Source organism: Maribacter orientalis (genome assembly GCF_900109345.1).
In the GTDB taxonomy this organism is placed as follows: Bacteria; Bacteroidota; Bacteroidia; order Flavobacteriales; family Flavobacteriaceae; genus Maribacter; species Maribacter orientalis.
The window spans coordinates 1-22301 of the sequence record NZ_FNZN01000011.1; the positions used below are offsets into that span (position 1 = coordinate 1).

General features: G+C 33.9%; 24 protein-coding genes, 1 rRNA gene and 1 other RNA gene. 12 read left to right on the forward strand and 14 right to left on the reverse strand.

Going from position 1 to position 22301, the window contains the following annotated elements; genetic code table 11:
* Nucleotides 1–14: 14 nt before the first annotated feature.
* The 3 genes from rrf to trhA all read left to right on the forward strand — a co-directional run bounded on the left by rrf (nt 15) and on the right by trhA (nt 2212).
* A 5S ribosomal RNA gene (gene rrf, locus BMY56_RS16710) occupies nt 15–126 on the forward strand.
* Nucleotides 127–232: 106 nt separating this feature from the next.
* Nucleotides 233–1570: an amidohydrolase family protein gene (locus tag BMY56_RS16715; RefSeq protein ID WP_091626900.1), complete on the forward strand. Its 1338-nt coding sequence runs from the start codon at nt 233–235 to the stop codon at nt 1568–1570.
* A 9-nt stretch (nt 1571–1579) separates the two neighbouring features.
* The gene (gene trhA, locus BMY56_RS16720) at nt 1580–2212 is read left to right on the forward strand and encodes a PAQR family membrane homeostasis protein TrhA (protein ID WP_091626903.1); all 633 of its coding nucleotides are present in this window, start codon (nt 1580–1582) and stop codon (nt 2210–2212) included.
* Between the two features lie 38 nt (nt 2213–2250).
* Here trhA and BMY56_RS16725 read toward each other — a convergent pair whose 3' ends face one another.
* Both BMY56_RS16725 and BMY56_RS16730 read right to left on the reverse strand, forming a co-directional pair.
* Nucleotides 2251–2676, reverse strand: coding sequence for a DUF4268 domain-containing protein (locus tag BMY56_RS16725; RefSeq protein ID WP_091626906.1), 426 nt, complete (start codon nt 2674–2676; stop codon nt 2251–2253).
* Nucleotides 2677–3348, reverse strand: coding sequence for a ZIP family metal transporter (locus BMY56_RS16730; protein ID WP_091626908.1), 672 nt, complete (start codon nt 3346–3348; stop codon nt 2677–2679).
* A gap of 94 nt (nt 3349–3442) precedes the next feature.
* On the opposite strand from BMY56_RS16730, the gene BMY56_RS16735 reads away from it, so the two are divergent.
* Together BMY56_RS16735 and BMY56_RS16740 are read left to right on the forward strand one after the other, a co-directional pair.
* On the forward strand, nt 3443–4612 hold the full coding sequence (locus BMY56_RS16735) for a THUMP domain-containing class I SAM-dependent RNA methyltransferase (protein WP_091626911.1): 1170 nt from the start codon (nt 3443–3445) through the stop codon (nt 4610–4612).
* Entirely contained in the window at nt 4609–4839 is a 231-nt protein-coding gene (locus BMY56_RS16740) for a hypothetical protein (protein WP_091626914.1), read from the forward strand. The genes BMY56_RS16735 and BMY56_RS16740 overlap by 4 nt, the downstream gene beginning before the upstream one ends.
* On the opposite strand, the gene BMY56_RS16745 is transcribed toward BMY56_RS16740, so the two are convergent.
* Genes BMY56_RS16745 through rlmD form a run of 3 tightly spaced genes read right to left on the reverse strand, consistent with a single transcriptional unit; the run spans nt 4834 to nt 7502 of the window.
* Nucleotides 4834–5601 (reverse strand): DUF6048 family protein, encoded by a 768-nt coding sequence (locus BMY56_RS16745; protein WP_091626918.1) that lies wholly within the window; start codon nt 5599–5601, stop codon nt 4834–4836. The two genes, BMY56_RS16740 and BMY56_RS16745, sit on opposite strands and share 6 nt — an antisense overlap.
* On the reverse strand, nt 5582–6088 hold the full coding sequence (locus BMY56_RS16750; protein ID WP_091626921.1) for a DUF6452 family protein: 507 nt from the start codon (nt 6086–6088) through the stop codon (nt 5582–5584). The genes BMY56_RS16745 and BMY56_RS16750 overlap by 20 nt, the downstream gene beginning before the upstream one ends.
* 1 nt (nt 6089) lies before the next feature.
* Nucleotides 6090–7502, reverse strand: a complete 1413-nt coding sequence (rlmD, locus tag BMY56_RS16755; RefSeq protein ID WP_091626924.1) for a 23S rRNA (uracil(1939)-C(5))-methyltransferase RlmD — start codon at nt 7500–7502, stop codon at nt 6090–6092.
* 219 nt (nt 7503–7721) lie between these two features.
* Between rlmD and rocD the strand changes: the two genes are divergently transcribed.
* On the forward strand, nt 7722–9002 hold the full coding sequence (gene rocD / locus BMY56_RS16765) for an ornithine--oxo-acid transaminase (protein ID WP_091626929.1): 1281 nt from the start codon (nt 7722–7724) through the stop codon (nt 9000–9002).
* A gap of 49 nt (nt 9003–9051) precedes the next feature.
* On the opposite strand, the gene BMY56_RS16770 is transcribed toward rocD, so the two are convergent.
* The 3 genes from BMY56_RS16770 to BMY56_RS16780 are packed head-to-tail and all read right to left on the reverse strand — an operon-like array spanning nt 9052 to nt 10049.
* On the reverse strand, nt 9052–9390 hold the full coding sequence (locus BMY56_RS16770; RefSeq protein WP_317040639.1) for a CCC motif membrane protein: 339 nt from the start codon (nt 9388–9390) through the stop codon (nt 9052–9054).
* An 8-nt stretch (nt 9391–9398) separates the two neighbouring features.
* On the reverse strand, nt 9399–9728 hold the full coding sequence (locus BMY56_RS16775; RefSeq protein ID WP_091626934.1) for a CCC motif membrane protein: 330 nt from the start codon (nt 9726–9728) through the stop codon (nt 9399–9401).
* A gap of 15 nt (nt 9729–9743) precedes the next feature.
* Entirely contained in the window at nt 9744–10049 is a 306-nt protein-coding gene (locus BMY56_RS16780; RefSeq protein WP_091626937.1) for a DUF2752 domain-containing protein, read from the reverse strand.
* A 60-nt stretch (nt 10050–10109) separates the two neighbouring features.
* Here BMY56_RS16780 and BMY56_RS16785 point away from each other — a divergent pair, with 60 nt between their 5' ends.
* Nucleotides 10110–10652 carry a Smr/MutS family protein gene (locus BMY56_RS16785; protein ID WP_091626941.1) on the forward strand — a complete coding sequence of 181 codons (543 nt, stop codon included), beginning with the start codon at nt 10110–10112 and terminating at the stop codon, nt 10650–10652.
* 1 nt (nt 10653) lies between these two features.
* Here the strand turns inward: BMY56_RS16785 and BMY56_RS16790 are convergent, their stop codons facing one another.
* Nucleotides 10654–11157, reverse strand: a complete 504-nt coding sequence (locus BMY56_RS16790) for a hypothetical protein (RefSeq protein WP_091626944.1) — start codon at nt 11155–11157, stop codon at nt 10654–10656.
* 114 nt (nt 11158–11271) lie between these two features.
* Between BMY56_RS16790 and BMY56_RS16795 the strand changes: the two genes are divergently transcribed.
* On the forward strand, nt 11272–12420 hold the full coding sequence (locus BMY56_RS16795) for a cysteine desulfurase family protein (RefSeq protein ID WP_091626947.1): 1149 nt from the start codon (nt 11272–11274) through the stop codon (nt 12418–12420).
* On the opposite strand, the gene BMY56_RS16800 is transcribed toward BMY56_RS16795, so the two are convergent.
* From BMY56_RS16800 to BMY56_RS16810, 3 genes are read right to left on the reverse strand one after another with little or no spacing between them, the layout of a single operon-like run.
* Complete coding sequence (locus BMY56_RS16800; protein ID WP_091626949.1) at nt 12421–13074, reverse strand: hypothetical protein; 654 nt, start codon at nt 13072–13074, stop codon at nt 12421–12423.
* A gap of 9 nt (nt 13075–13083) precedes the next feature.
* On the reverse strand, nt 13084–15549 hold the full coding sequence (locus BMY56_RS16805; protein WP_091626952.1) for a TonB-dependent receptor: 2466 nt from the start codon (nt 15547–15549) through the stop codon (nt 13084–13086).
* Nucleotides 15550–15554: 5 nt separating this feature from the next.
* Complete coding sequence (locus BMY56_RS16810; protein WP_091626955.1) at nt 15555–17246, reverse strand: M23 family metallopeptidase; 1692 nt, start codon at nt 17244–17246, stop codon at nt 15555–15557.
* A gap of 194 nt (nt 17247–17440) precedes the next feature.
* Here BMY56_RS16810 and BMY56_RS16815 point away from each other — a divergent pair, with 194 nt between their 5' ends.
* From BMY56_RS16815 to rny, 4 genes are all read left to right on the forward strand, one after another.
* Nucleotides 17441–17731 (forward strand): hypothetical protein, encoded by a 291-nt coding sequence (locus BMY56_RS16815; RefSeq protein ID WP_091626958.1) that lies wholly within the window; start codon nt 17441–17443, stop codon nt 17729–17731.
* A 12-nt stretch (nt 17732–17743) separates the two neighbouring features.
* The gene (locus BMY56_RS16820) at nt 17744–18040 is read left to right on the forward strand and encodes a cell division protein ZapA (protein WP_079512228.1); all 297 of its coding nucleotides are present in this window, start codon (nt 17744–17746) and stop codon (nt 18038–18040) included.
* Between the two features lie 56 nt (nt 18041–18096).
* Nucleotides 18097–18206: non-coding RNA, 6S RNA (ssrS, locus tag BMY56_RS16825), on the forward strand.
* A 47-nt stretch (nt 18207–18253) separates the two neighbouring features.
* On the forward strand, nt 18254–19822 hold the full coding sequence (gene rny / locus BMY56_RS16830) for a ribonuclease Y (protein WP_091626961.1): 1569 nt from the start codon (nt 18254–18256) through the stop codon (nt 19820–19822).
* Nucleotides 19823–19869: 47 nt separating this feature from the next.
* On the opposite strand, the gene BMY56_RS16835 is transcribed toward rny, so the two are convergent.
* Both BMY56_RS16835 and BMY56_RS16840 read right to left on the reverse strand, forming a co-directional pair.
* Nucleotides 19870–20190, reverse strand: coding sequence for a hypothetical protein (locus tag BMY56_RS16835; RefSeq protein ID WP_091626963.1), 321 nt, complete (start codon nt 20188–20190; stop codon nt 19870–19872).
* A gap of 70 nt (nt 20191–20260) precedes the next feature.
* Nucleotides 20261–22282, reverse strand: a complete 2022-nt coding sequence (locus BMY56_RS16840) for a DUF349 domain-containing protein (RefSeq protein ID WP_091626966.1) — start codon at nt 22280–22282, stop codon at nt 20261–20263.
* Nucleotides 22283–22301: the final 19 nt, after the last annotated feature.

Below are 22301 nucleotides of genomic sequence, written 5' to 3' on the forward strand. Positions count from 1 at the left end.
TCCCGATCCAAAACTTAGGTGGCCATGGCGACGGGGCCCACCCCTTACCATTCCGAACAGGGAAGTTAAGACCGTTTGCGCCGATGGTACTGCTATACCAAGTGGGAGAGTAGGTAGCCGCCTTTTTCGAAAGCCCCTTACAGAAATGTAAGGGGTTTTTTTATGCCCGAAAAACAGATAATCTTTTACCGAGTAATTCCTTTTAGTATATTTAAATATCAAAATAAACAATATGAAAAGGATATTCTGCTTACTTCTTCTGGGTTCCATGGGAATCTTGGGTATAGCCCAAGAAAATAATATTAAAGCTCTGGTAGGTGGCACTCTTATAGATGGCTTTGGTTCAGAGCCTATTAAGAATAGTGTCATTATTATAGAGGGACAAAAAATAGTTTCTGTGGGTAATCAAGACAACACAGAAATCCCTGATAATGCAGAGATTATTTCTACGGAAGGAATGAGTGTTTTACCTGGCTTATGGGATATGCATGTTCATACGATGTTAAATGGCCATGCAGATTATGCATATTGGGATAAAACCTATCCACCTCTTTTAGAAAAAACTATCATGCCATCTTCTGCTCATCAATTATTAATGGCTGGTGTTACTAGTGCACGTGATCTAGGTGCACCTTTAAAAGAAAGTATTGCGGTAAGGGATGCAATTAATAACGGTGAGATTCCTGGAGCCACTTTATATGTGTCAGGACCGTTTATTCAGCATAAACCTTATCCTGGGACAGAAGATTTTAGATGGGGAATTGATGGTGTTGAAGATGCGCGAAAGAAAATAAGAAAACTAGCTGCCGCAGGTGTCGATATGATTAAGCTAATTGACCAAGATCAAATGTCGATGGCAGAAGTTCAGGCTATAGTAGATGAAGCCCATAAGAACAATTTAAAAGTTGTAGCTCATAGTCATAGACCTGAGGAGATTAGAAGAGGATTAATGGCTGGTGCCGATTGTTTTGAACATACTGGTTTATCATCTGCACCTGAATACCCTAATGATATTATGGAAATGATAAAGGAGCGTACTGCAGATATGAGCCAGGGCCCATTATTTTGGACACCTACAGTAGAAGTATTGTATAATTATGAATATATGCGAGATAATCCTGAATTTATTGATGAGGATTCTTGGCATAGAGGTTTACCGGATAGTGTGGTAACGGATATTAAAAAAAGTATTGAACATTCTGATCGTCTTCCATATTTTCAATTAACTTCAAGTCGAAGACCCACTCTTGAGACTAAAGTAAATCAATTATTAAATGCTGGTGTTGTTTTAATGGTTGGTACCGATAGTGGAATACCAATGAAATTTCATAGTCAATCGACTTGGAATGAGCTCGATGTCTGGGTAAATGAATTTGGAATTGATCCAATGTATGCAATTCGTGGCGCTACATATTGGCCATCATTATGGATGGGAGTATCAGATAAAGTAGGTACAATAACTCCTGGTAAATATGCTGATATTATAGCTGTAAAAGGTGATGTGTTACGATATATAAGTCTTTTGCAAGATGTAGATATGGTAATTAAACATGGTAAACGATATAAATAAAAGATATTAATGTCATATTTAGACACGATTGAAGAACATGAGAAGCTTAATGTCTTTTCTCATGCGGTAGGTTCCATTTTGGCAATTTTTGCCATGGTAATTTTACTAAAAGAGAATAGTTTTAAATCTTTCTATGCGGTATCTGGTGTAGTCATTTATAGTATTACATTAATTAGTATGCTTACGGTTTCTACCGTTTATCACGGTGTTACTAACAGAGTTTGGAAGCATAGACTGAGAATCCTTGATCATATTAATATTTATTACCTAATCGCAGGTACTTATACTCCTGTAGCACTAATTACCTTAATTGATGGTAATGGTTGGTTTATTTTTTTTACGGTATGGGGTATTGCCTTGTTTGGAACATTTTTAAAACTGTTTTTCACTGGTAAATATGAAATTCTGTCTTTATTGCTTTATTTGGTAATGGGCTGGCTTATAGTTTTTGATTTGGATAATCTAATTAAGAATACCTCAGAAAATGGTATTCAACTTCTTATGCTTGGCGGGGTATTTTACACTGTTGGTATAATATTTTACGCTATAAAAAAGATTCCTTATAATCACTTTATATGGCACTTGTTCGTGCTAGGTGGCGCAGTGAGTCATTGGTTTTTTATATACTTAGATGTAATATAAAAACAAAAAATAATTATTAGGTGTTAGGGTATTAAAAGCTAAGAATCAATGATGTCATTATACTCTTCAAAAAATATCTCAATCTTAAGCATAGATTGATTTAAAAACTCCATTGTTTCTCTCCAAGTATTTTTGTTGTGGATAGATACATTTATTAATTCTACATAGATTCTTGAAATTTCTTTTTTATTATCTAATAAAAAGAAATCTTCATAAACTGCTTCTGGAAGATACTCATCTAATAATATAGACTTTAGTGCTACTAATTTTTCCCAAACTTTTATCCGTTGCTCAAAATCGGTATCAACATCTATGGATACCATTGCCATTCTTAAATCGAAATGAAATTTAAAGGATAAGCCTTTTATTTTAGTTTTGTATAAAATCCATTTGTTCGGGAATGACTTTCCGAAGGCAATCCAAAATTCTTCACGTAATTTTCTAGAATCTTCCTTACTGAACATTTATAAAAAATAAGCTATAGTTATACCAAAAATGATGACTAATAGTTTGCGTAAGTTAAACTTATGGCCTTCAGAGCTTTCAAATAAAATTACAGTAGAAATATGTAAGAACACGCCTATTACCAATGCATTTAGATAGACCGCATATGTAGACAATATTTCTACAGTATGTGCTAAAAAGGTTCCAATAGGGGTCATAACTGAAAAAAGGAACATGAATAACCCTGCATGAAATGGTTTAATATTAGAACCTAGTAAAAAGATACTCAGAATAATAGCTATCGGAATTTTATGAATTAAAATACCATAAATAATAGTATCGTTCGAGCCAATCGGTAAGCCTTCTAATAAAGAATGTATACAAAGACTAATGAATAGTAACCATGGAAAATTTGTACTATCCTTTGAAATATGTACATGACCATGTTCTGCACCCTTAGAAAAGAATTCAAGAAATATTTGAAAAAGTATTCCTAACATTATAAATATTCCAATCGTTTTTGGATCACTGTGGTTGTATACCTCAGGTAGTAATTCAAATATCGTTAGTGCCAATAAAAATGCGCCACTAAACGCTAATAGAAGTTTGAAATATTCATTTTTTTGAGGTTTGGTTATCACCACAAAAAGAAAACTCAGGAGCACTCCCAGAACAGGTAAAATATAAATCATGTAAATGCTGCTTAGGCTTAAATAAAAGGAAATAGGTCTTAAATTAATCTAGCGTCAAAATTAGCGTATTTTTGCGGTACGAGAAAAAGTAGATATGGGTAATAATTTTAAAATGGTCGCAAAGACCCTATTTGGTTTTGAGGAACTACTATCTAAAGAACTTAGAAATCTTGGTGCTAGTAATGTTATCGAGGGTGTGCGTAATGTATCTTTCGAAGGGGATTTGGGTTTTATGTACAAGGCAAATTTATGTCTAAGAACAGCTATAAAGATTATTAAGCCTATACATTCATTTCGGGTTAGAGATGAAAATGACTTATATAAAAAGATTTATGCAATGGACTGGACAGAATATCTTTCTGTCAGTGAAACCTTTGCCATAGATACTACGGTCAATTCTGAAGAGTTTACCCATTCTTTATATGTATCACAAAAAACCAAGGATGCAATAGTTGACAAGTTTCGCGATACTGAAGGGACACGACCAGATGTAGATATAAAGGACCCAGATTTACGTATTAATATACATATTCATAATAATGAGTGTAATGTTTCTTTAGATAGTTCTGGTAGCTCGTTACATCGTAGGGGCTATCGTACGGCAACTAATATTGCACCAATAAACGAGGTATTAGCTTCTGGATTATTGCTTTTGAGTGGTTGGGACGGTCAATGTGATTTTCTTGATCCCATGTGTGGTAGTGGTACTATGTTGACAGAGGCGGCTATGATTGCATGTAATATTCCAGCGAATATTAATAGAAAAGGATTCGCTTTTGAAAAGTGGTCGGACTTCGATGCTGAATTATATGAGAAAATTATTGATTCGAGTTTAAAGAAAACTAGAGAGTTTCATCATAAGATAATTGGATACGATAAGGCACCTTCTGCGGTAAGAAAAGCATTGGATAATATTGAAAATGCAAACCTGACAGATTATATTACCGTAGAAAGAAAAGATTTTTTCAAAACTGAAAAGGAATCTGAAGGTACCTTACATATGTGCTTCAACCCGCCATATGGAGAACGATTGGATATAGAGATGGAAAATTTCTATAGCGCCATTGGAGACACCTTAAAACAAGGATATCCTGGTACTAATGCATGGTTTATAACCAGTAATCTTCCTGCTTTAAAGTTTGTGGGCCTTCGACCTTCTCGTAAAATAAAAGTATTTAATAGCCATTTAGAATCACGTTTGGTTAAATACGAAATGTATGAGGGTAGCAAAAAAGCTAAACATCAAAAGAATAACGAAGAATGAAACCTAAACACAAAGTACTTGTCTTTAATTTTTTAGGATTTGCTATTCTTTTTGTCTTGTTTCGATTTGGATTAAGCTTATTTCTAAAGCTAGATTCGTTCTATATGTCTTTAATTGCAGCGATAGCGGCATCTTTTCTTGCTCCCAAGTTTGCAGTAGTAAAAAAAGAAGGTGTAGATAAAATTGTAATGAAATGGATTTTCTTGAAAGGCTTTAAAGAACTATAATTCTTCGACTTCATTCTCGGCTTGATCAATTTTCTTTTTTACTTTATTCTTTTTCTTGTATAATGGTAAGAAATAAGAAATACTATAATTATATCCTACACCGAAACGGCTGTTATCGGTAACTTTGTTAAATCCCGGTATCCATAAATTTGGGAAACGGTCATCTTCCTTTTGTGCTAAAATTATTCCTAAACGAATGCTGGCTCCCATATAAATATTGGAAAATAGCTCAACTTTAGTTCCAAAAACAGCTTCTAGCCATGTAGCAGAAAGCCCTGAAAATTTTTCGGGAACATCAGAGCCAGTAGCAAAATCATCTGGGTTCCAATAACGGTTCGTGTCAAAGTATTGGTAATTGTTTAATGTATTTTCGAAAGTGCTAAAAGCCAATCTTCCTCCTAAATAAATTAGATTGCGCTCGCCATACCAATTTGCATAATTATTTTTATTAACACCTACTTTTAAATAACTACCTGATGTGGTAAAATTAAATAGGTCTTCTTGTCTTGTTTTTTCTTCGTTACCTAATTCAGCTGCGATATATAAATTTTGAGTCAATCTATAATCTGCAACTATTTCAAAACCCCTATAATTATCGGCTAACGAAGATATTATAATTCGGCTTAGATCTAACCCTAGGCTTATGCCATAAGACTGGTTATATTCAACAGTATCTTTTGGATTAAGGTCTATCGGTTTGCTTTGGCCAATCGCCAAGAATACGAAAAATAAAAAATAAAGATTAATGAAAAATCTTGACATGTGTAGAATCTGAATTGATAACTTGTGATCTTATTATTTCTATATCTTTAATCCAATTATTGGTGTCAGCTGATACATTTGCTTGCAAACTATCATAGTTAACCACAAAACCACATCCGCGAGATAAAAAATCTTCTAACCTTTTATAAGAGAAATTAACGGTATCTATATTGCCTGTCTCTGAACCGTCTTCTGCTGAAGCTGAAGCTGAGATCATTATAAAACTTGTAACGTCGACATCTGTTTTTAATGGAATAGATATGGTATTCAACGCCGTTCTATCGGCAACGGTACTTACGGTTACGTTTTGACCAACACCAACAACCCTTAATGTAGGTACGGTTTTTAAAGCCGATGTGTCGTTGATATTATAAAATTCTATGACCAACAAAGGTGTATCGCCTTCTACACAAATATCATCTTTCTCACAAGAAGCTACAGCTAATATGCCTATAAATAGTAGTATGCCAATTCGAAAACTTCTCATTTTAAACTTTCTTTTCTAAAAGTACAACATTTTCGACGTGGTGGGTTTGTGGAAACATATCTACAGGTTGCACTTTTGTTATCACGTACTTTTCTTTCATCATTTCCAAATCTCTTGCTTGGGTTGCACTATTACAGCTAACATATACTACCTTATTAGGCGCAATTTTTAGTATTTGTTGTACCACATCTTTATGCATACCATCTCGAGGTGGATCAGTAATAATTACATCTGGGACACCATTCTGTGCAATAAACTGTTCATTGAAGACATTTTTCATATCCCCAACAAAGAAGTCTACATTGTTGATATTATTACGTACCGCATTTGCCTTTGCGTCTAATATTGCTTCAGGAACCGATTCAATACCCACTACTTTCTTAGCTTTTTTAGACACGAATTGGGCGATTGTGCCAGTACCTGTATAAAGGTCATAAACAAGTTCATCACCTTTTAAATCAGCAAAATTTCTTGTTATTTTATATAATTCGTATGCTTGTTCTGAATTAGTTTGGTAGAAAGATTTAGCATTAATCTTGAACTTAAGTCCTTCCATTTCCTCGAAAATATGGTCCCTACCCGCAAAACAAATTATTTCTTGATCATATATAGTATCATTCTGTTTTGGATTGATAACATATAATAGAGACGTTATTTCAGGAAAGGTGATTGAAAGATGATTTAAAAGTAGTTCTCTTTTGTTTTCATCATTTTCAAAGAATTGAATTAGAACCATAATTTCACCGTTAGAAGAGGTGCGAATCATTAAGGTTCGTAACATGCCATATTGGTTTCTAGGATTAAAAAAAGTTAATCCATTATCAATAGCGAATTTTTTTGTCTCTAACCGAATAGCATTTGATGGATCTTTTTGAAGATGACATTTTTTAATGTCCAATATTTTATCCCACATGCCAGGTATGTGAAAACCTAGGGCATTTTTATCTTCAATTTGGTCGTCAGATTGTATTTCATTTAATGTTAACCAACGGCTATCTGAAAAAGAAAATTCCATTTTATTTCTGTAGAAATATTGTTCTTTAGAGCCAAGAATGGGTGTTAGTTCTGGCAAATCTAGATGGCCAATTCTTATTAAGTTATTTTCTACCTCTTTCTGCTTATAGAAAAGTTGGTGCTCGTAACCCATGTCTTGCCATTTACATCCACCACACACACCAAAATGTTGGCAAACCGGGTCAACTCTTTTATCTGAAAAAGAATGAAATTTAATTGCTTTTCCTTCGAAATAAGCTTTACGTTTTTTTGTTGTTTGAACATCAACCACATCTCCTGGTACGGTATTGGTTAAAAATATAACCCTACCATCGGGTGCTTTTCCAATGGTTTTACCTTTGGCTGCCGCATCTACTACCGTAACATTTTCAAAAATCTCTCGATTTGTCTTTTTTCGCATGCCGCAAAAATAAAAGGTTTCTTTGGATTGAGAATACTGTTGTTGATAGTATTAACAAGATATTGAAACCATTCGCCGTAATTTTTATTTTTGATTGCAATTATTTGTATTTTTGAGTTGCTACAAGGATGATTTCTCTCCCACGCTGAATTTTCGACTCTTCGAAAGGAAAAAGGTATAGAAGGAATTGCTAAAGTTTTATTTAAAGTAATTTTTATCATGTCAATTTTAGAAAACATCTCTTCTAAGGATGCTATTGCATTAGAAGAAAAACATGGAGCTCACAACTACCATCCATTACCCGTAGTATTAAGTAGGGGTGAAGGAGTATTTGTTTGGGATGTGGAAGGAAAAAAATATTATGATTTTCTTTCTGCCTATTCAGCAGTAAATCAAGGTCATTGTCATCCAAAAATCGTAAATGCGATGACAGAACAGGCTAAAACATTATCGTTGACGTCAAGAGCGTTTTATAATGATATGTTGGGCAAGTATGAAAAGTATGCAACCGAAACTTTTCATTTCGATAAGCTTTTACCAATGAATACAGGTGCAGAAGCTGTTGAGACAGCTCTAAAAATTTGTAGAAAGTGGGCTTATGAAAAGAAAGGTATTGCTGAGAATATGGCAGAAATAGTAGTTTGTGAGAATAATTTTCATGGTCGTACAACAACTATTATTTCTTTTTCAAACGATGCTGTCGCACGTAAAAATTTCGGTCCTTATACAGACGGATTCATAAAAATAGAATATGATAATCTGAAAGCCCTAGAAGAGGTGTTGAAAGCAAACAAAAATGTTGCAGGATTTTTGGTCGAGCCTATACAAGGTGAAGCAGGAGTTTATGTGCCTTCTGCTGGATATCTTAGTGGCGCGAAAGCACTATGTGAAAAGTATAATGTGCTTTTTATTGCTGATGAAGTTCAAACAGGTATTGCAAGAACAGGGCGTTTATTGGCTACTTGTGGTAATTGCTCTTGCGAAGACAAGCATTGTAGTGGTACACCTGAAACAAAACCAGATATATTAATTTTAGGAAAAGCATTATCTGGTGGTGCTTATCCTGTTTCTGCCGTATTAGCTAACGATGCTATTATGAATGTAATTCAGCCAGGTAATCATGGAAGTACGTTTGGCGGAAACCCTATTGCTGCTGCAGTAGGTATGGCAGCCTTAGAAGTAGTGAAGGATGAAAAGCTAGCGGATAATGCCTTTATATTAGGTGAGCTTTTTAGAGATGAGCTAAACAAATTTATAGCCACTACTGATTTGGTAAATAGTGTTCGTGGTAAAGGTCTTTTAAATGCAATTTTAATTAATGATACCGAAGAAAGTAGTACGGCCTGGGATATTTGTATGGCTCTAAAGGAGAATGGACTTCTTGCTAAGCCTACTCATGGTAATATTATTCGTTTTGCACCGCCTTTGGTCATGACGAAGGAAGAACTTCTAGATTGTGTTTCCATAATTATTAAAACACTTAAAGAGTTTAAAAAATAGAAATAAAAAATCCCCGATGAAAATCGGGGATTTTTTGATTATAATTTAATTATTGGAAATCTGCAGTCGCAAAAAATGCGATAATCAATCCAAAATAAATAATTGTAAATATTAAAAGAATCACGGCTAATGCAAGCCCAATATAAGATAAAATCTTACCGGTATTTACATTTTCATAACCCCTATAATTTCCAGGATTTGCTTCATAAAAGTTCTTAGCTTTTTTCGCATTGCTTAAACCAATTATACTGAAAATAGCTCCGAAGGGGCCACAACAGAATAAGGTTAAAACGATAGATAATATACCAAAAGTAAGGGCATTACTGGCGCCTGGTATTGATTTGTATTCTACAGAATTGTCCATTAATTTATCATGAATGTTATTCAATTAATATTTTATTCTTCAATTCCCCATTGTTCTAAAAGTTGCCTGGATTGTTCCATTTGTACATCCCAACCCGTTTGGTAAATTGACCATGCTGTCATTAAGAAATAAATAACGCCTATTGCAAGAACAACAATAGCAATTATTTTAGTCGTTTTTAAGGTGCTAAAATTTGAATAATTTTCAGGGTTTAGTTGATACGTTTTTTCATCTTTATTTACTAAAAACAAAGCGATTCCTCCTAGAATAATTCCGGGTAATCCTGCGAAACAGCAACATAAAAATCCTAAAATAGAAAGTACTAATGCTAAAGTAACATTAGGTAATTTTTGTTGTTCCATAATTTAAGGGTTTAGTTAGATAAATTTTAAAATGTAATTGGTCAATATAAAACCTACGGTGCTAATCATAAGTGTAATCGTAATGGCATTAGAATATTTTATGGGGGATAACTTATTGAGACCTAAAAAGGTAAATAACAATAACATAGGATAAATAGCCGGATACATATGAAAAGCGTTCCAAAATTCTCCTTTTAGCAAAAATAATGCTGAACGTTGTAGGCCACAACCAGGACAGTCTATACCTATTATTTGTTTAGTAAAACAAGGCAACATAAAGTTTTCCAATCCCAAAATAATAACTACCGCTTTAAATCGCATTTTTAATTTGAATTATAAGTCGGAAAATTACCATTATTTTTGAGCATACAAAATAAAAATATGTCTCATTTTCAGATAGGTGATATCGTAGAAACTATTGACGACGTTATAAAGGGCGTTGTTGAATCAATTAATGGTGAACAAATAACGATAGTTAGTGATGATGGATTTTCGCTAGATTTCATGGCCAAAGAATTGGTTTGTATCTCAAATGAGATTCGTGTTTCGAATTCTGAAATTGCCGAAATTAAAAAGGAAAAAGAACTACCAAAGCGTAAAAAGGCTACAGTGCTTAGGGTGAAAGAAAGAACTGCCCCTAAAATGGAGGTTGATCTCCATATAAATCAGTTAGTGAAAAACCCTAAACAGATAGGAAAATTTGAAATGCTGAACCTACAATTAGATACGGCTAAAAGACAATTAGATTTTGCTATTAGTAAACGAATTCAAAAGATTGTTTTTATACACGGGGTAGGTGAAGGGGTGCTTAAAGAAGAATTGGGTTATTTGTTTGGAAAATACGACAACGTTAAATTTTATGATGCCGATTATCAAAAATATGGCCTAGGTGCTACTGAGGTTTATATTTTTCAGAATTTCTAAATTAACCTCCGGTAGTTACTGTTCCAAATTCATTTATTTGTAAATCAGTAATTCTGCTCCCATTTTCATTTAAAAAAGAAATTCCGCTTAATTTAATAGTATGCGTAAAAGTTATATTATCGGTAGAACTCGTAGTAACTATTACGCTTCCACCTTGAGCTTCAATTTCTTCCATAACAGTTGGTGTTAGTGGTGGTGGTGAATCACAGAAATATGCACTAGTTACATTATCTGAAAATATTCGGTAGCTGACCTGCGAGTTTCCAGGTACGGCGCTTTCTATGTCGGTTGTAGTTACTGTATTTTTCAAAAGTCCGCTGGGTAATGTAATAATTAAAGCTTCATCACCATTTATTTTGAACAAGACATTCGAAGTTAAAATGGACACAACATCACAGTTTTGAACAGTATCAATACTATCAAAATTAACAGTTTCTATTTGTAAATCACCGTCATTACAACCAAAAAATAAAATTGAACAACCAATAAAGAGGTATTTTTTCATAATTCAAATTTAATTTAAAATTTGGAAACCTATAAGTAGCATGGCTGTCATTTATGGGTTAATTAACTTTAATTGAGCTATTTTTGTGCTTTAGATATTAAAGAGTACGCTTATATGAAACATGTATATTTAGACAACGCAGCAACTACACAAGTGCATAAAACGGTTATCGCCAAAATGCAAGATGCTTTAGCAAATTCATATGGAAATCCATCTTCTACACATAGTTTTGGTAGAACAGCGAAAACTGCTATTGAAAGTGCTAGAAAAACTATTGCTAAGTATATTAACGCTCAGCCTTCTGAAATTATTTTCACCTCTGGTGGCACTGAAGCCGATAACATGATACTGCGGTGTGCAGTGCGTGATTTAGAGGTTAAAACGATTATTACTACCAAAATTGAACATCATGCTGTTTTGCATACGGTTGAAGAATTGGAACAAAAGGGTTTAATTAAATTGCTATTCGTGAATTTGGATGCTTTTGGTAATCCTGATATGGCTCATTTAGAAACCTTATTACAAAGTGATGATTCTAAAAAACTGGTGAGCTTAATGCATGTAAATAACGAAATTGGAAATAAAATAGATTTAGAAGCTATTACTATTTTATCAAAAAAATACGGTGCATTAGTACATTCGGATACAGTACAGTCTTTAGGTCATTATAATTGGGATGTGAAGGCATTTCCTATTGATTTCTTAGCTGCTGCTGCGCATAAATTTCATGGGCCTAAAGGAATAGGCTTTGCTTTTATTCGTAAAAATTCAGGATTGCATTGTATGATTTCTGGTGGTTCTCAAGAACGTGGTCTTAGAGCAGGTACCGAATCTTTTCATAATATCGTTGGCTTAGAGGAGGCTTTTGTGCATGCATATGAGCACTTAGAGGATGAAAAAAAGTATGTAGAAGGACTTAAGCAATACTTTATATATAAAGTGAATAAGGATATTCCAAATGCCAAATTCAATGGCTATTCTGGCGATATGGAAAAAAGCACTTATACGTTGGTTAATGTATGCTTGCCTATTTCTGAAGAGAAAGCAATGATGTTATTATTCAATTTAGATATTAAAGGTATTGCTTGCTCAAAGGGCAGTGCGTGTCAATCTGGCAGTGATGCCGGGTCACATGTTCTAACCCAAATTTTATCTGAAGAAGATCTAAAAAAACCTTCAGTTCGTTTTTCATTTTCAACGTATAATACAAAAGAGGAAATTGACTATACGATTGGTGTATTGAAAGATATTATTGAGGCTTAATTAATTTTTAATTCGGTCACGTTTGCGTTCTCTTTCATATGGAAATTTACGAATAGCTAATTTCATCATACGGTCAATCAGATCAGTGGTATTTTTGCCTGTCTTTTTATTGATTTCCTTTTCGTATTTCCACAATAATTTACCCGATTTGCCATCACTGATTTTTATACCGATGCGGCCGTAATTAGCACCACCCGAGATATAATCTGTAAAGCTAAACTCGGTTGGTACACCACTAGACAATAAGATGTTTAAATCTAAGGTGCCACTAATTATACCATCAACTCCTAAGATTTCACTAAGCTGCTTTGTTGTGTACACATCAATATTTTCATAGGTGATATTGTTCTGTGCTAAAATAGCAGTTGTGTTTTTTATATTTTGAAATTGTACAGGTAGCTTTTTCTTTTTACTACGTTTAGAAAAATAAGTTTCTAGGGCATTCTGTACTGCATAGCCTTCGTTTTGCTCCAGTCTTTTCTGTTCTGATTTAGTCACTTTTTCATTAAGGTCTAAATTGGTGAGAAAAGGAATTATAGCCAAAAGGTTATGGTCAGCACTTAAATCATCAAAATTAGGGCTTTCGTAAATGTTCTTTTGAGCCATTACAGTAAAGCAAGAAAGTAATGTTATAAAAAAAAGTATTCTTTTCATTTGATTTTTTTAAAGACGTATTCCTAATCTTAAATTTAATACTCTTGATGTTAGATAATTAGGAACCGCATATTCGTTCTTACTGTCTGCGTCTCTCACCCAAGTATTTGTTATTGAATTTTGATTATTGAATAAATTGAATATTTCGAAACCAAAGCTTAATTCTTTAAAAGAATGAAGCCAGTGTGTTGTTGGGTATTGTTTATCCTTACTTGCAAAAATATAGGAAATTCCTAAATCTGCACGTTTATAATCTCTTAATCTATTCTGAAAAATGTATGGGTCTGCATAACTTGGTGACCCACCAGTAACCCCTGTTTGATATACTAGGTTCAAATACATTTTTAAATCAGGAATTGTAGGAATATAATCTTGAAAAAGAATCCCCAATTTTAAGCGCTGGTCTGTAGGTCTAGGTATGTACCCTCGGTTATTTCTATTTTCTTCAGTTTTTAAGTATCCGATACTTACCCAAGATTCCGTTCCTGGTACAAATGCACCGTTCATTCTTACTTCAGCACCATATACATAAGCTTCTGTGTCATTATTCGCAGAATATCGAATACGTACATCTTCTAAAGTATACGGATTTACATTCTCTAATTTTTTATAGTAGGCCTCACTGATTAAAGTGAATGGGCGTTCCCATAATAAAAAACTGTACTCATTGCCTGCCACTAAATGAAAGGCTATCTGCGCTTTTACGTTGGGCTGTATGGTTCCTGAACTATCTCTTAATTCTCTATAAAAAGGAGGTTGATGATATATACCTGTAGATAAACGAAATAACATATCCTTATCCCAATTAGGTTTTATGGCGATTTGCGCCCTAGGGCTAAAAACAGTTTGCGATACTTTTTCAACATCGGTACCACTAACTGTCCAATGATGAGAGCGTACTCCTATATTATAGTAAATATCTGTGTCGTTCCAAGTTTTTTGTGTACCTAATTGAACAAAACCAGAAAATCGATTCGTTTTTACGAAGTTCAATGTATTAATACCAGTATAGGCTACTAAAGGAGCTTCAAATGGTTCCGCTGGCTGATTATTAATGAATTCAGCTCTTGGAGGTCTTATAGAGAATCCTGCGGAATCTATAAATTCAGATTCTCTTAATTGATCTCTTATATCTTCATGTGTGTATTTAGCGCCCCATTCTAAAACAGAATTGTTCATAGTATGAAAACCTTTATGTGCCACATTAAAGATAAGTGCATCTAGATCATTTCTCGTACGATTAAATTGAGATCCAATACCGCGTGAAGTAAGAACTTCACCTGTCGAATCACTACCTAAATTAATGTCGACTTCTCCTAATTCATACGATGCAATTACATCTGAATATTCTTCTTCGATAGTATGATATATAGATGATATTAGTTTTAGCGTAGTATTTTCATTTAGAAAATAACTCCCTTTTAAGGCTCCTAATGCAGTGGTATATCTGTTTTTCTCCTGCCCTTGGTAATAAACTACCAATGCTTGCGGATTTTCCAAGGTGCCAAAATTGGTCTGCCTGTTTAAAGGTTCATTGGTATAATCATTAACAGCCAAGTTGCCTAAAAAGTTCAGTTGTAATTTAGATGAAACAGTATAGGTCAAGTAGCTTTGCACATCAGTAAAAGAAGGAGTGAAATTACTTTGTGTTTGCTGACTATTTACCAACAACGAGTTGTTACGATACCGAATTCCGGAAACAGAGCTGAATTTATTGTTTTTAGAGACGGTCTCAAGACTAGCGCTAGCACCTAGAAAACTTAAATCGGCCCGAAGAGAAAATAGGGTAGGAGTTTTATATGTAATATCTAAAACGGAAGCTAATTTATCTCCGTATTTTACTTGAAAACCACCTGCTGAAAATTTTACATCTTTAACTAAATCGTTATTTACAAAACTGAGTCCTTCTTGTTGTGCTGATCGTATTAAAAAAGGCCTATAAACTTCTATCTCATTTACGTATACCAGATTTTCATCATAGTTACCGCCCCTAACTGCATATTGTGTACTTAGTTCATTGTTTGATGATACACCTGGTAACAATTTTAAGATTGTTTCTACCCCAGAATTTGCACCGGGAATTTTTCTAATGGTTTCTGGCGTAATATTTAAAATGTTTTCTAACGTTCGTTGACCTGTAGCAGATACGGATACTTCGTCTATCTGAATGATATCTGTTCTTAGAACAGGGTTAAATTCAAAAGTTTCATTTGTAGTGAGTAATAAATTTTTCAGTATTAAATCCTTAAAGGCAATATGAGAGAAGGTAATCGTGTTTTCTATATCCGCAGTTATTTCTAGAACATAAAATCCGTCAGGCGAGGTTGTGGCACCAACTCCTTCGGTTGAAATATTTACATCTGCCAAGGGTTGATTATTCTCATCAAGAACAATACCCGAAATAGTGGCGTTTTGAGCAAAACTAATAGCATTGCACAGAAATAAAAAAAGGCCAAGAATGCTATAATGTTTCAAGTATACTATTTTCTGTAAAAAGATGTAGTAAGGGTATTCTCATTACCTACATTATCAGTAACGGTAACTTTAAGGACACATTGCGTCTGATCAGCAATCTTATCGTCAAAATTGTAAGTTAATGTTCTTCGCTTAGGCTCGTATTCCATTAGAATCCATTCGCCATTTAAAGTTGCTGAATAGGTGTCGACACCGCTTAGGTCATCCGCTATTTGTACACTTAAATATTTGTAATTATTCAACCATTGTTTTTCCTTGAAGTTTTTAGTTCGAATGGTTGGTGCTACTGAATCTCTAGCTAAGGTGTATGTCCCTAAATTTCTAGTACGAGTTGTGAATACATCGCCTCGTTTATAGGTGTTCATATGGTTAGGTTGAAGTTCAGAATCTAGTCTTGCAATAAATAATTGTTTTTGTATTTCTTTTGGATATTTCGAAGCATCAAAAGTAATAGTGAAATTTCTATGGGCTGGTACCGTGTTATTATGAATAGTAACAGTATCATTTCCTTTTTTTAAATCGATATAGAAATCTTCGTAAAAAGTATTGGTGGGAAAATATACTTTGGCACTGCCTAAATCAAAATTATTCGGCTTATTGGCAATTACGTAATTTTCTGTGGTTTCTTTTTCTCGGCTTCTAGTTTCATTGTTTTTCACCCCTTCAATAGGTATATTGAGTACTGTTTTATTACCTGCATAATCTTTAATTAATAACTTTGCAGTATAACTCAACCCTTCGTTAATGTCAATTTTTCCGTTATTATATAATTCTTTATAGATGCCTAAATTATTGCCGGCCGACTTAAAGCTTTTCTGTATACGTTGCCTATTTCTACCTAAATAATCATAATCGACAAGAGTGTTTATATATCTAGTTTCTCCAAAAGAGAAAGATTCGAAATCGTAAAGAGAAAATATTTTACCATTAACACTAAGCTCTACGGAGTAAACTCCATTTTTATTTGCAGCCATATCTAGACGGTCAAAGCCTATAAACCCTATTCCTATGTTGCCTAGTGCAGTAACCTTATCTGCTAAATAGGTTCCATCACTTTCTCTACTGAAATTAACTTGTGTTCTTTCGTCATTGCCATTTACATGCGATTTCTCTGTCAAAGGATAAACAAAGAGCTTCTCTAAGATAGGGTTGGTAGCGTCGGCCACATCAATGCCATATAATAAAGGATTCGTTGGTTTTTCTGATATGCTGCTTCTAATTTCAAAATGTAAATGAGGTCCCGCAGAGCCACCTGTATTTCCGCTATAGGCAATAAGTTCACCTTTATCAACCTTTAATTCTCCATAATCAGGGAAAACTTCAACCTCAAAAGATTTTTTATCATACTGTAACTTCTTAATATACGCTTCTATTGAAGGGGAAAATTTTTGAAGATGGCCATATACCGAAGTATAGCCATTTGGGTGCGCAATGTACAATACTTTTCCATAACCCCATAACGAAACTTTAATTCGGGTAATGGTACCATCGCCAATAGACAAAACCGGTATGCCTTCGCGTTGTTGTGTTTTAATATCAATGCCAGAATGAAAGTGATTTGAGCGAAGTTCACCAAAGGTTCCAGCTAATATGATAGGAATATCCATAGGTGGTCTAAACGCATCTTTAGGATATTCTACTTGCGCAACAAGTGTAAAGCAAAATAATAATAGAAGGGCAAGAGATATTTTTTTCATAAGTAGATAGCAATAGTGCGAAAATAATTAATCAATAACAATTCTCTTGAGTTGCGTTCGCCAAAATTATAATAAAGAGCTGTATCATATTCGTTTATCAATTTAAGTTGTACTGATTTAGGAATATTTCACAAAACTATTGCTAAGTCATCGAATCTATGTTAACTTTGTGTAAATCGCATTGACTTTGATGTATGAGCGAGTTGATTAAAATCGTTGATTCTTTAGAAAATAAAATAAGTAAATTGTTGCATAAACTTGAGGTTGTGAACAATGCTAATTTGGAGTTGGAAAAAGAATTGCATCATATTAAATCTTCTCAGGAAAACGCAAGTAAAACGGATTCTGAGTGGGAAGAGAAATATAATTCTCTCAAACTTGCAAATTCAATGCTAGGCAGTAATACCAATAAAACAGAAGCTAAGCTTAAAATAAATACATTGATACGAGAGTTGGACCATTGTATAGCTCAATTATCGGAATAATGTTAGTATAATATGTCAGATAAGCTCAAAATAAAACTTTCGATTGCTGATAGGGTCTACCCTTTAACGATTGATCCTGCGCAAGAAGAAGGTTTGCGAAAGGCAGCTAAGAATATAGAACAGTTGGCTAAGAAGTTTGAGCAAAATTATGCAGTTAGAGACAAACAAGATGTTTTGGCCATGTGTGCCTTGCAGTTTGCCTCTAAAATCGAGCAAAATGGCATAGAGCAAACAGAAGGAACCAAAGAAGCTGAAGAGCGTTTAAAAGCGCTTGAAGAGTTGGTGAGTTCTAAATTGGCTATGAAATAAAAACGTTCTTTTAAATACATTAAGTTACTGCCCACATTGGTAATACCTTTTGACAAACTCAACATTTATTTTTTTAAAAAGGGTGAGTTTAGATTGTAAAAGCAAGCCCTACTCGTATAGGGATCCTTGATCAGTCTGTTAGCCCTAAACCTGTTTACCGGAGTTTGATCAAAACTTCTCCAATGTGGGCTTTTTTTATTAATAAATTACACTATGGATAGTACAATGATAATTATTGCCGCAATAGTTGGGCTGGCAATCGGTTTTGCAATAGCAAAATTTTTGGAAAAAGGGAAAGCCTCTAAAACCATAATAAATGCAAAAAAAGATGCTGAACGCATATTAAAGGATGCCAATGCTGAAGGGGAAAGTGTCAAGAAAGAAAAAATATTACAAGCGAAAGAGAAGTTTTTAGAATTAAAAGCTGAGCACGAAAAGGTTATTAATGGCAAGGATAGAAAAATAAATGAAGCAGAGAAACGCACTAGAGATAAAGAATCTCAAGTTAGTAGCGAGCTTGCTAGAAACAAACAATTAAATTCTCAGTTAGATGGGAAATTAAAAGAAGTAGAGCAAAAAAGAGAGTTGTTCGAAAAGCGCCATGAAGATTTAGATAAAATGCATAAGAGTCAAATTCAGCAATTAGAAGTAATTTCTGGATTATCGGCCGACGATGCGAAGAACCAATTGGTAGAGAGCTTAAAAGAAACTGCAAAGTCTGATGCTATGGCCTATATTCAGGCAACTGTAGAAGAATCTAAGTTAACCGCACATCAAGAGGCACGTAAAATTATTATCAACACTATCCAACGAATAGGTACTGAGGAAGCTGTTGAAAATTGTGTTTCTGTTTTTAATATTGAGTCTGACGATGTTAAAGGGCGAATTATTGGAAGAGAAGGTAGAAACATTAGAGCTTTAGAAGCTGCTACAGGGGTTGAGATAATTGTAGATGATACTCCAGAAGCAATAATACTTTCTTGTTTTGATTCTGTTAGAAGAGAGGTGGCTAGATTATCTCTTCATAAATTAGTTACCGACGGAAGAATTCACCCAGCGAGAATTGAGGAAGTTGTTAAAAAGACAGAGAAGCAGATAGAAGCTGAAATAGTTGAGATTGGTAAGCGTACAGTAATCGATTTAGGTATTCATGGCTTACATCCAGAATTGATACGTGCGGTAGGTAGAATGAAATATCGTTCTTCATATGGCCAGAATCTTTTGCAACACTCAAGAGAGGTTGCGAAACTTTGTGGTGTTATGGCTGCTGAATTAGGACTTAATCCTAAGATAGCTAAACGTGCTGGTTTATTACATGATATAGGTAAAGTTCCGAATACTGAAAATGAGGTAGAAACGCCCCATGCAATATTAGGTATGCAATGGGCAGAGAAATTTGGAGAAAAAGAGGAAGTCTGTAATGCTATTGGTGCGCACCACGATGAAATTGAAATGAAAACACTAATTGCCCCTATTGTACAGGTTTGTGATGCTATTAGTGGCGCTAGACCAGGTGCACGAAGACAGGTGTTAGATTCTTATATTCAGCGTTTAAAAGACCTTGAAGAGGTTGCTTTTGGATTTAGCGGTGTACAGAAAGCTTACGCAATACAGGCTGGTAGAGAGCTGCGTGTTATTGTTGAGAGTGAGAAGGTAACTGATGATAGAGCATCACAATTATCATTCGAAATCTCACAAAAAATACAAACTGATATGACTTATCCTGGTCAGGTAAAAGTTACGGTAATACGTGAGACAAGGGCTGTCAATGTAGCTAAGTAATTTCATCTTATACCATAAAAAAAGCCTCTATTTAATAGAGGCTTTTTTTATGGATTATCTAAAGAATTTATCCAGGTATTTAATTTTTCTTCTTCTGCCATGTTAAGTTTGTTTTTTCTGCCCTTTGGCATCTTCTTATTTATAAACACTTGTTGCTCAATAGAAGTCGAAAAACTATTCATATTATCTAAAGTAAAAATCACTCCATTTTTCTTCTTTGCATGACAAAAATTGTATTTAGTGTTAAGGATAAGATACACTTCCTTTTTAAGTTCTACTTTTTGAATGATTGAATCTATATAGGTTGATAAATTAATTTCAGTATTCCAATTTGTAAATAGAATTATTAAAATTAATAAATAACTCATATGTGATTTTTCATCCTACTGACGATGTGATATTTTTGATGACCTACTTATTTTATTGCCTATAATTTAGCTATTCTTCTGTGTTTGTCTCTTCAGTATCTTCACCTTCCTCAACCTCTTTATTTAAATTATTCTTTAAGATGTTCAGTTTTTTCAATTTGCTTTTCCAGGCATCTAATGATTCTTTATGCTGATTTACCCTTTTGATTACGTCTAGAACTAACGGATTGGTTTCAGATGCGTTAGAGAAAAATTCTAAGTTATTTTCCAATTGTCTTATTTCAGTTTTACTCTCATCAATCTTTTTTCTAATAAAAGCACGCTCGTTTTGAATCGCACGTTCTTGATTATCATCATTAGAAAGTTGCTGAATTTTATTGCCATATTTTAACAGTTCAGATTCTTGCTTGCTAACTCCCATTTTAAGGAATAGGGCATCAATAATTTTATCAAATTTTTGATTAATGTTTTTCTTTTTAAATGGCACTCTACCATAGGTTTTCCATTCCTCAGTAAATTTTTTGATTGAAGCCAAGTCCTTCTCTTGCTTACCACTTAATTCAAAACTTTTAAGACGTTCAATACAAGCGTCTTTTTGTTTGAAGTTCTCTTCTTCCTCTTTAAATGCATCATTTTTAAGCGCATTTAACCTATCGAAATAATGATTACAAGCGCTCTTAAAGTCTTTCCACAATTTATCTGAAAACTTACGAGGAACATGTCCGACTTTCTTCCACTCGCCCTGTATACGCTTCATTTCAGATGTAGCTGCATCCCAATCTTCACTTTCTTTAAGTGAAATAGCAACTTCTAATAAAGCTCTTTTTTTATCTAAATTCTCTTGTTGCTCTTTCTTAAGATTCTTGTAAAATGCATTCTTATTGTGATTAAACTTACGTACCGCACCTTTAAATGAATTCCAGGTTTTTGAATTTACTTTTTGAGGTACTTGGCCAGCTTTAAAAAATGCCTCTCGTAGTTCTTCAATTTTTTTAATTTGTTGCTGTAAGGTACCGTGGTTGGTAGAAATGGTTTCGGAAATATTGGTTATTTTTTCAATTATAGCATTTTTACGCTCTAAATTTTCCTCCTTAATTTTATCAAGATTTTTAAAATAATCTTGTCTTCTTTCATGAATAATTTTTGTAGCAGCGCTAAATCTATCCCAAATATCTTCCCTATGGTCTTTGCCAACAGGACCTAAGTCTTCTTTCCATATTTTATGTAATACCTGTAATTCCCTAAAAGCGCGGTTTAAGTCTGGTTCTTGGGCAAGTTCTTCAGCTCTGGCAACAATTTTAACCTTTTCCTCAAGATTATGTTTAAAATCTAAGTCTCGTAATTCTCTATTTATATTTAAGAAATCATAGAAAATTTCGATATGGTGATGATATGTTTTCCAAACATTATTGTAGTCGGCCTTAGGTATCGGCCCTGCATGTCGCCATTTGGCTTGGATATCTTTAAAGTTGTTATAGGTAGTATTTATATCTTCTTCAACATTAACCAAGGCTTTTAATTGCTCAATTAAGTCTAATCGATATGCTAAGTTTTCTTTGTGGCTTTTTTCTAAGCTTTTGTAATGTTGATTTCGCTTATCACGATATTCATTATATACTTCGTTGAATTGCCTTTTATCTACCGAATTATATCTGAAATCAATTTCATTTCCACCATTCGATATAAAATCCTCTTTTTTCTCTTCCAAAAACTCATCGAACTTTTGATTGAACTCATCTTTTATGGTGTCAACATGTTTTCTAATAGCTTGAACCTTTTCATTTTTCACTAAACGTTGCAATTCACCTACTAGGTTCTCCATGCTCATCTCATGATAATCAGGCATGGGAATATCATGTCTTTTTACCGTATCAGTATCTTCCGCATCCTCTGCATTAGAGTCATCAATTTCTTCTAAAACATCAGTTTCTACTGTAGCTTCAGCCATCTTTTCGGTTGGTGCTTCTGGTATTGTTTCAATTGGAATTTCATTTGGCTCTACTGTATTTTCCACTATGTTTTCAGTGGTTTTAGTTTCGGCTTTTTGCTCAATTGAACTTTCTGGTGTTTTTTGTTCTTTATCCTCAGACATAATCCTAAATTATATGTTT

Excerpts from the sequence above, each read along its gene's own strand:
- BMY56_RS16715 (WP_091626900.1), top strand. The coding sequence starts at position 233 with ATGAAAAGGATATTCTGCTTACTTCTTCTGGGTTCCATGGGAATCTTG.
- trhA (WP_091626903.1), top strand. The coding sequence starts at position 1,580 with ATGTCATATTTAGACACGATTGAAGAACATGAGAAGCTTAATGTCTTT.
- BMY56_RS16725 (WP_091626906.1), bottom strand. The coding sequence starts at position 2,676 with ATGTTCAGTAAGGAAGATTCTAGAAAATTACGTGAAGAATTTTGGATT.
- BMY56_RS16730 (WP_091626908.1), bottom strand. The coding sequence starts at position 3,348 with ATGATTTATATTTTACCTGTTCTGGGAGTGCTCCTGAGTTTTCTTTTT.
- BMY56_RS16735 (WP_091626911.1), top strand. The coding sequence starts at position 3,443 with ATGGGTAATAATTTTAAAATGGTCGCAAAGACCCTATTTGGTTTTGAG.
- BMY56_RS16740 (WP_091626914.1), top strand. The coding sequence starts at position 4,609 with ATGAAACCTAAACACAAAGTACTTGTCTTTAATTTTTTAGGATTTGCT.
- BMY56_RS16745 (WP_091626918.1), bottom strand. The coding sequence starts at position 5,601 with ATGTCAAGATTTTTCATTAATCTTTATTTTTTATTTTTCGTATTCTTG.
- BMY56_RS16750 (WP_091626921.1), bottom strand. The coding sequence starts at position 6,088 with ATGAGAAGTTTTCGAATTGGCATACTACTATTTATAGGCATATTAGCT.
- rlmD (WP_091626924.1), bottom strand. The coding sequence starts at position 7,502 with ATGCGAAAAAAGACAAATCGAGAGATTTTTGAAAATGTTACGGTAGTA.
- rocD (WP_091626929.1), top strand. The coding sequence starts at position 7,722 with ATGTCAATTTTAGAAAACATCTCTTCTAAGGATGCTATTGCATTAGAA.
- BMY56_RS16775 (WP_091626934.1), bottom strand. The coding sequence starts at position 9,728 with ATGGAACAACAAAAATTACCTAATGTTACTTTAGCATTAGTACTTTCT.
- BMY56_RS16780 (WP_091626937.1), bottom strand. The coding sequence starts at position 10,049 with ATGCGATTTAAAGCGGTAGTTATTATTTTGGGATTGGAAAACTTTATG.
- BMY56_RS16785 (WP_091626941.1), top strand. The coding sequence starts at position 10,110 with ATGTCTCATTTTCAGATAGGTGATATCGTAGAAACTATTGACGACGTT.
- BMY56_RS16790 (WP_091626944.1), bottom strand. The coding sequence starts at position 11,157 with ATGAAAAAATACCTCTTTATTGGTTGTTCAATTTTATTTTTTGGTTGT.
- BMY56_RS16795 (WP_091626947.1), top strand. The coding sequence starts at position 11,272 with ATGAAACATGTATATTTAGACAACGCAGCAACTACACAAGTGCATAAA.
- BMY56_RS16800 (WP_091626949.1), bottom strand. The coding sequence starts at position 13,074 with ATGAAAAGAATACTTTTTTTTATAACATTACTTTCTTGCTTTACTGTA.
- BMY56_RS16810 (WP_091626955.1), bottom strand. The coding sequence starts at position 17,246 with ATGAAAAAAATATCTCTTGCCCTTCTATTATTATTTTGCTTTACACTT.
- BMY56_RS16815 (WP_091626958.1), top strand. The coding sequence starts at position 17,441 with ATGAGCGAGTTGATTAAAATCGTTGATTCTTTAGAAAATAAAATAAGT.
- BMY56_RS16820 (WP_079512228.1), top strand. The coding sequence starts at position 17,744 with ATGTCAGATAAGCTCAAAATAAAACTTTCGATTGCTGATAGGGTCTAC.
- rny (WP_091626961.1), top strand. The coding sequence starts at position 18,254 with ATGGATAGTACAATGATAATTATTGCCGCAATAGTTGGGCTGGCAATC.
- BMY56_RS16835 (WP_091626963.1), bottom strand. The coding sequence starts at position 20,190 with ATGAGTTATTTATTAATTTTAATAATTCTATTTACAAATTGGAATACT.
- BMY56_RS16840 (WP_091626966.1), bottom strand. The coding sequence starts at position 22,282 with ATGTCTGAGGATAAAGAACAAAAAACACCAGAAAGTTCAATTGAGCAA.